This window comes from Spirosoma spitsbergense DSM 19989, assembly GCF_000374085.1.
Taxonomy (GTDB): domain Bacteria; phylum Bacteroidota; class Bacteroidia; order Cytophagales; family Spirosomataceae; genus Spirosoma; species Spirosoma spitsbergense.
Window position 1 is genome coordinate 56,938 of the sequence record NZ_KB893556.1, and the last position, 6,048, is coordinate 62,985.

The 6,048-nt window shown below is 50.0% G+C and carries 9 protein-coding genes; 3 read left to right on the forward strand and 6 right to left on the reverse strand.

Going from position 1 to position 6,048, the window contains the following annotated elements; genetic code table 11:
* Nucleotides 1-2: 2 nt before the first annotated feature.
* From B157_RS35770 to B157_RS0119320, 4 genes are all read right to left on the reverse strand, one after another.
* A complete protein-coding gene (locus B157_RS35770) occupies nt 3-824 on the reverse strand; it encodes a hypothetical protein (RefSeq protein ID WP_342664706.1) in 822 nt (273 codons plus the stop codon).
* A gap of 6 nt (nt 825-830) precedes the next feature.
* Nucleotides 831-1,520 (reverse strand): DUF2231 domain-containing protein, encoded by a 690-nt coding sequence (locus B157_RS0119310; RefSeq protein WP_245565149.1) that lies wholly within the window; start codon nt 1,518-1,520, stop codon nt 831-833.
* 28 nt (nt 1,521-1,548) lie between these two features.
* The gene (locus B157_RS0119315) at nt 1,549-2,628 is read right to left on the reverse strand and encodes a YncE family protein (RefSeq protein WP_020604954.1); all 1,080 of its coding nucleotides are present in this window, start codon (nt 2,626-2,628) and stop codon (nt 1,549-1,551) included.
* A 160-nt stretch (nt 2,629-2,788) separates the two neighbouring features.
* Nucleotides 2,789-3,229, reverse strand: a complete 441-nt coding sequence (locus B157_RS0119320; protein ID WP_020604955.1) for a hypothetical protein — start codon at nt 3,227-3,229, stop codon at nt 2,789-2,791.
* 178 nt (nt 3,230-3,407) lie between these two features.
* Between B157_RS0119320 and B157_RS37570 the strand changes: the two genes are divergently transcribed.
* Nucleotides 3,408-3,770: a four-helix bundle copper-binding protein gene (locus tag B157_RS37570; RefSeq protein WP_084761842.1), complete on the forward strand. Its 363-nt coding sequence runs from the start codon at nt 3,408-3,410 to the stop codon at nt 3,768-3,770.
* 334 nt (nt 3,771-4,104) lie between these two features.
* On the forward strand, nt 4,105-4,344 hold the full coding sequence (locus B157_RS0119330) for a hypothetical protein (protein ID WP_026308811.1): 240 nt from the start codon (nt 4,105-4,107) through the stop codon (nt 4,342-4,344).
* Here B157_RS0119330 and B157_RS0119335 read toward each other — a convergent pair.
* Together B157_RS0119335 and B157_RS0119340 are read right to left on the reverse strand one after the other, a co-directional pair.
* Entirely contained in the window at nt 4,314-4,949 is a 636-nt protein-coding gene (locus B157_RS0119335; RefSeq protein ID WP_020604958.1) for a hypothetical protein, read from the reverse strand. The genes B157_RS0119330 and B157_RS0119335 overlap by 31 nt on opposite strands.
* 17 nt (nt 4,950-4,966) lie before the next feature.
* Nucleotides 4,967-5,572, reverse strand: a complete 606-nt coding sequence (locus B157_RS0119340; RefSeq protein WP_020604959.1) for a PepSY-associated TM helix domain-containing protein — start codon at nt 5,570-5,572, stop codon at nt 4,967-4,969.
* A gap of 298 nt (nt 5,573-5,870) precedes the next feature.
* Here B157_RS0119340 and B157_RS40575 point away from each other — a divergent pair.
* Nucleotides 5,871-6,048 (forward strand): transposase family protein (locus B157_RS40575; RefSeq protein ID WP_169521684.1); only part of this gene is annotated, 178 nt, incomplete at its 3' end.

Sequence of the window (6,048 nt, forward strand, 5' to 3'; positions counted from 1 at the left end):
ATTTACAGAAATTGATTGGATGAAACATAGATTAAGCAATTGTTGATTTTTGCACCCGGTTGGGATTGCGCCGGAAGCGGGGCGATGACACAAAATACAGTCGGACCGCCGACGCGGGCAAAGCCGGAGGATATAGTCAGCAGACCCAGAATAGAAAATGCCCGGAGCAGGCCATTATTAATGTCATCCCGGCCTTGATAATCCATTGTGTGGAGCATCCAGAGCAGGTCGAATACGCGCCAAGGGTCAGTACGGATGGTCTGCACGGCTCCTAGTTGAGCCGCTACATATACTATGGCATGGGCTGGTTGCTGAAACGTAACAGCATAAGCAGGCAACGGCTTTTCACGGTATTCGTGGTGGCCATTGGTAGTGGTCAGGTACTCAACCTGTTCTACTGCCGAGGAGCCGGCAAACCGCTGTTGCGCCAGGGCAACGGCTTCGGTTTTGGTGAGTTCAGCCCGAAGATTTCCCGTTTGGGTATCAGCTAACTGCACGTGGCGCATCGTCTGTCCGTTGCTGTCGGTCAGTTGATACGACAATTGGTACACCGGCTTTCCCAAGACCTCGATTAGCTGCACACCCAGCAACGAACCGGAAACACCCCGTTGACTTAACAACTGTATTGGGATTGACGGTGAGACCAGCGATACACTCAATGGCATTGTTTTAGCAGGTCGTTTAAGGTGATCGCCGTGAATATCATCGAGGCTTGACCAGCTGAAATATAATCCACCCAGCGTCCACAGCAGGAACTGGATGCCAATAAATAAACCCAGATAGCGGTGCGTTTTACGAATGCGAAGGTGCCAGGTACGGTTCATAAGGAGTTATTTACGTTCTTCTTCCTGGTTTTCATGGTCGTGATGATGCGCAGTGCCCTGGTCTTCGTCGTGCTGTTCCAGGTAAGCACCGCGCGGCCCAATGCCATATTTATAGACCAGTTCTCCACCCTGGTCGCCCGCCATCCCTACGGCAATCCCGGCCCCTACCAAAGCAACTGCCGTAACGCCTTCCAGCCATTTTTGCGGTCGCCAGAATGTGATGCCTTTGAGCAGCGTACCGGCCAAGCCCAGCCAGAGGGTATAGTCGGCATAGGTTTCGTGGGACTCCAGCGCGTGCTGGTCGGCATCACTCAATTCACCCGTATGCGGGTGTACCAGCGAACCTGCCACATAAGCCCCTACGGTACCACCGAGGGCAATGGCCAGCGTGAGCCAGTTAAGCGGCCCCGACGGTTTAAACAGGACAACAAGCTGCAAAAGTGCGGCCAGCATAAGTAACATAATAGGCGCGTGAACCACTACCGGGTGATACGTTGGGTAGTCGTCCAAGGGCGCAGGCATGGGGTGCATTTCGGTTATCGGTGCTGCTTCCAGACTGGCTTTTTGAGCCGACATCCGGGTAGAATCCGACTGTGGCGGCTTATGTTGAGGCTTCGGGTGGGCCAGCACTTCGCCTGAGTAAAATGAGGAGCTAAGAAGTAGCCCAACAATGAACCTATGTGCGTAGTTTCTCATCCGATGCGTTCGATTTAACCATTCTATTTTACTGCCTGAGCACGAGGCCATTTGGCTTTTTACCCACCGCGATATCCTTCAACTTAGTCCGTTTCGCCACATCAATGACCGATACCGTTGCCGCCCCCTGATTGGTAACATAAGCCGTGCTGCCGTCTTTGGTGAAAACAATGGCATGAGCGTCCAGCCCCGTTGCTACCGTACCCATCTTCATCCAGGCATTGCCCATCCGTTCAAAAATGACCACCCCCGTTCCCGTGCCAGCCTGACTTACCCAAAGCTCATTGCGAGTGGCATTATAAGCTACATAGCCGGGCGTAAACCCAAGCGGTATCGTTTCCACAACCGTTAGCGTGGCCACGTCGATGACGCTGACACTTTGCCCTTTTTCATTATCCACGTACATTTTCCCGTCAGCGCCCGGCCAGGCGCCCACGGGGTCTTCGCCAACCGCAATCGTTTTAACGACTGACTTATCGGCTACTTTTATTACCGTCACCGAATTGCTCATGCCGTTTGCCACAAATGCATATTGGCCATTGGCAGACATTGTCACCTCGGCGGGTTCCATACCGACTGGAATCGTTTTTTTGAGAGCGAATGTCGTGGCATCATACACCAATACTTGCCCGGCCATATCCATTTGTGACGTCCAGATTTCGGAGCCATCGGGAGAGAACACGGCGTTGTGGTTCATCACAGGCGTTTGCTGGTTCTGAGCGGTTTGGCCCGTTTTGGCATCCACGACCAGCACGCGGCCTTGCATACCCGTCATGCCACCCGAATGGCCCGCGCTGAGGTCCATGCCGGGTACACCCACGCCGAGTTTGCCGCCATCGGGCGACAGGTAGATGTGGTGCGGCCACATAATCATATCGGTCATGGTACCCGAATGGCTCATCGACGCCGTGCCGAATGAAATGGTTTCTTTCACCTGTTGGGTGGTCAGATCAATGACCGATAAACTATTCCCCTCAGCATTCACTACGTAAGCCGCCGGAAAGTTTATGTTTAATTCTGGCTGCATGGGTTGTGAGTGATCCATATTCATGCAGCCCGACAAAGCGAACAGCGATACTATGGTTGCCGCAATAGGTAACTTTTTCATAGAATGAAACTTAGCGTAATTGATGAATTAGAAATAGGACAAGGCCAGGGGCGCTATAATGTAAAATGCACCGGGCAAAATTGGCCAAACGCCAAATAAGCACCATCAGGTACATACCGTAGCAGTCCTGTCAGTGAATGGGGAAATCAGAAAAACAGGCTCAGATAAGCCAGGTACAGAGGGAAGTAAGCCGATAGCGACCCGTTCGGAACAGATGGTCGTCGGTACTGATCGCTGTCACGGCACCGGTTGGCTGAATGGCCGCCAGCAACAGGCGAAACGCAGGGTTGGGAATAAATTCAGCAGGCTGAGGGGCAGCGGGGCTGTGTTGGTCGGCAACAAAACGGCTTACGTCGAGGTGCTCATACGAAAGCTGTGTTTTGCAGCAGGGCATTTTTTTTACCGTGTTCTCCGTCGAAATGGGACCTATGGCCTCGACTGACTGGCAGGGGGTAGCGCACTCGTCTTTGGTTAACAGGAGCGACTTGGTATGTCCGCGCATCTGACACCAATGATCAATCATACCAAATCCCGTACTGCTCAGCAGGACCACTAGGGCCAGCCAACAGCAGATCAGGCGGATATGAAACGGTGTTTTCATGATAGAAGCGAGTTATCAGTACAAACCTAGTTGGTTTTCGAGTAAAAAGAATTACAGTATTTGGCAGGGCCGTTACAAAATTTATAGATACAGGCCATATCCTGAGGGAACGGCATATACTCACTAAACCTATATACTGGTACAAGGTTTATAAATCTGAGAACTAAACTTTTTTATGATGGCAACTACCTTAGCCCCCCAAAAGTACCAAGATTGTATTGAAGCCTGCCAGGATTGCGCCGTAAGCTGCGACGCCTGTGCCGAAGCCTGCCTGAGTGAGCAGGACGTGAAGATGATGGTCACCTGCATCCGGCTCGACCGCGACTGCGCTAAAATCTGTTACACCGCCGTATCATTTATGGCCAGTAACAGCCCACACGCGGCCGACGTCTGTCAACTCTGTGCCCATCTGTGTGAAGCATGCGCGGCTGAGTGCGAAAAACACGACCATGACCATTGCAAATCCTGTGCTGAAGCCTGCCGCCGGTGCGCTGATGCCTGCCGTAAAATGGCGAAAGGTGCTCACAGCATGAAGGCTTAATAGCTTAGCCAAAAGCCCCTGAAAACAGTTTCAGAAGCATTTGGCTAAGGCGTATTGTAATTCAATGATGAGCGAGTGGCCGCGCTGTTAAATGTACTCTTTTCGGACTGGAAGTCGGAAAAGAGTTGGTTTAAAATTGGATCGGCTTCCTCCCATATTTCAATTAAAACAAGTGATTTTACGTAAATAGTGATGCTCCGGTTTCCTCTGGCAAAAAATAACTCGATAACCATTCCTCAGGCTTCTGGGGTGGATTGTGTCGCGTTTTCTTTACGTCAATTATCTGCTCATACCATTCCCTGAAGCCATTTCACCCCTATAATCATCAATTCGTATGGGAAAGCAAACGGCAACTCTTCCAGTTATCAATGCGCAAGCCGCTGGCATTCATATCGGCTCCCGCGAACATTGGGTAGCCATCGATCAGAACAAGGAAAACGTACGATCCTTTGGGGTGTATACCCAGGATCACCAACAGCTCATTGACCATTTACGGCAGCATGGGATTACGACGATAGCCATGGAAAGCACCGGTAGGGGGGATTACACCATTCTCAATAAAAAGACAAAGTAGCCCGCACCAAGCAAGCCAAGCCCTAAAACAAGGGCTCCCCAAGCAAACTCCCGGCGCACTTTGTACCACATCACCCAGCTACTGACGCACAGAAATAAAAGGCCCAGGGCAATGCCATCCATAGCCAGAACCCAGGTTGTGGTGACCCACCAGTTAGGACCTGATTCAGGGTGGGTTTTGCTAGCTCCGTTGAAGGTATGCAGGGTACGTAGCTTCCCCCACAGGTTAAACCTAAACGCTTTCTGGGTACAAAGACCGTTTCTGAAATCGACATGTAGATTCCGGCCATGACCTGGCACAGTGACCCGAAAATCTACGCTATCAAGCGTCATTTTTACCTCACTGACCTCCCCGGCAATGCCCAGCTGTCGAACCACCTGACGGATCACTAGCGTGCTATCCAGCGTGGCGGGCAGTTGAATCGGGGTTTGCGTAGTTGTTTGTTCTCTTTCCTCCCAGAAACTGGCAAACTTCCATGAGCTGTGATTTAGGAGTAAACCCGAGCAAGCAAAGAGCCAGATGAAGAACAGTAAGAATAGCCCGATATGGATGTGCAGTTTACGATTCCAGTAATTAAGTGCTTTGACCAAGGGGGTGGTGGGCATAACAGTAGAAATAAATATTAAAAAATGAGTAGCAGCAGAGCCGAGAATAAAAGCACGCCCAGAGCAATAGCCGCCAGACCCAGCCGCCGTTCTACTTTTAAGCACCACCATAAAAAGATACCACTGGCGGTAAGCAGCAAGAGCAGATAAACCACCCCATCGGCCATCAGCTTCCAAATTTTCAGGAATATCGAATTACCCCGCAACCGCGCATTGTGTTGACCGGGCATGGTGTGCAGGTAACTAGTGGCCCGTAAGGAACCTTCCTCTTGCCGGCTAATCCGTACGCTATCGGTACGGGTATCGACCTCGATTTTGGTTCGTAGTCCTGGTTTTAGTACGGGGAAGGAAATATGATCCTCATTGATGGATATGAAGTCAATCTCTCCCTCAATGCCCAGCTTAGCGATAATGGCTTTGGCCGTTAACAAGTCGCTGGTGTCCCTGGGGATGCCGTCCAGTTTGATTTTTTCCACGGGCAGTGCTTTCACCGGCGTTAGGCGGTCCAAAAAGCCTGCATGGTTAAATACCAGGACACTGACACTGAAAATGAGCACGAAGGGACTGATAAATAGACCAAAGTACAGGTGTAAAGTTCGGACGAGGGGATAATATTTCTTCATTTAGTAAGCATTAAACCCCTATCATCCATGGGCAGCCTTTACGATAAGGCGTTGTAACTAATTGGGACCTTATGAAAAAGGTAGGGTTAGGCCAAGAAAAGAAACGTAGTTATTCATTCTACCCGACTCTGGTAGTAAGTTCTAAAACTTGGATCTATTTTTATTATACCATTGATTATCAAATGTTTATAGTAAGAGGTGAAATTTTAGGATTCGATGATTATCAATGATTTGTCTTTTTAAATCAGGTTAAACGCATTAAAATGGAGCTTTTCCGTGCCGTACCGATCTTTGTGGCATGGATTGGACTACTTTCTTTGCCGACGTACCGGACTTTCGATTAAATCGACGTAAACGTCATCTGTTACTTGATATTTTGGTAATCACCTTGTTAGCGGTCATTTGTGGAGCCGATGACTGTGAAGAAATTGCCCTCTATGGCCGCCAGAAAGAAACTTTCCTGCGCACTTTCTTAA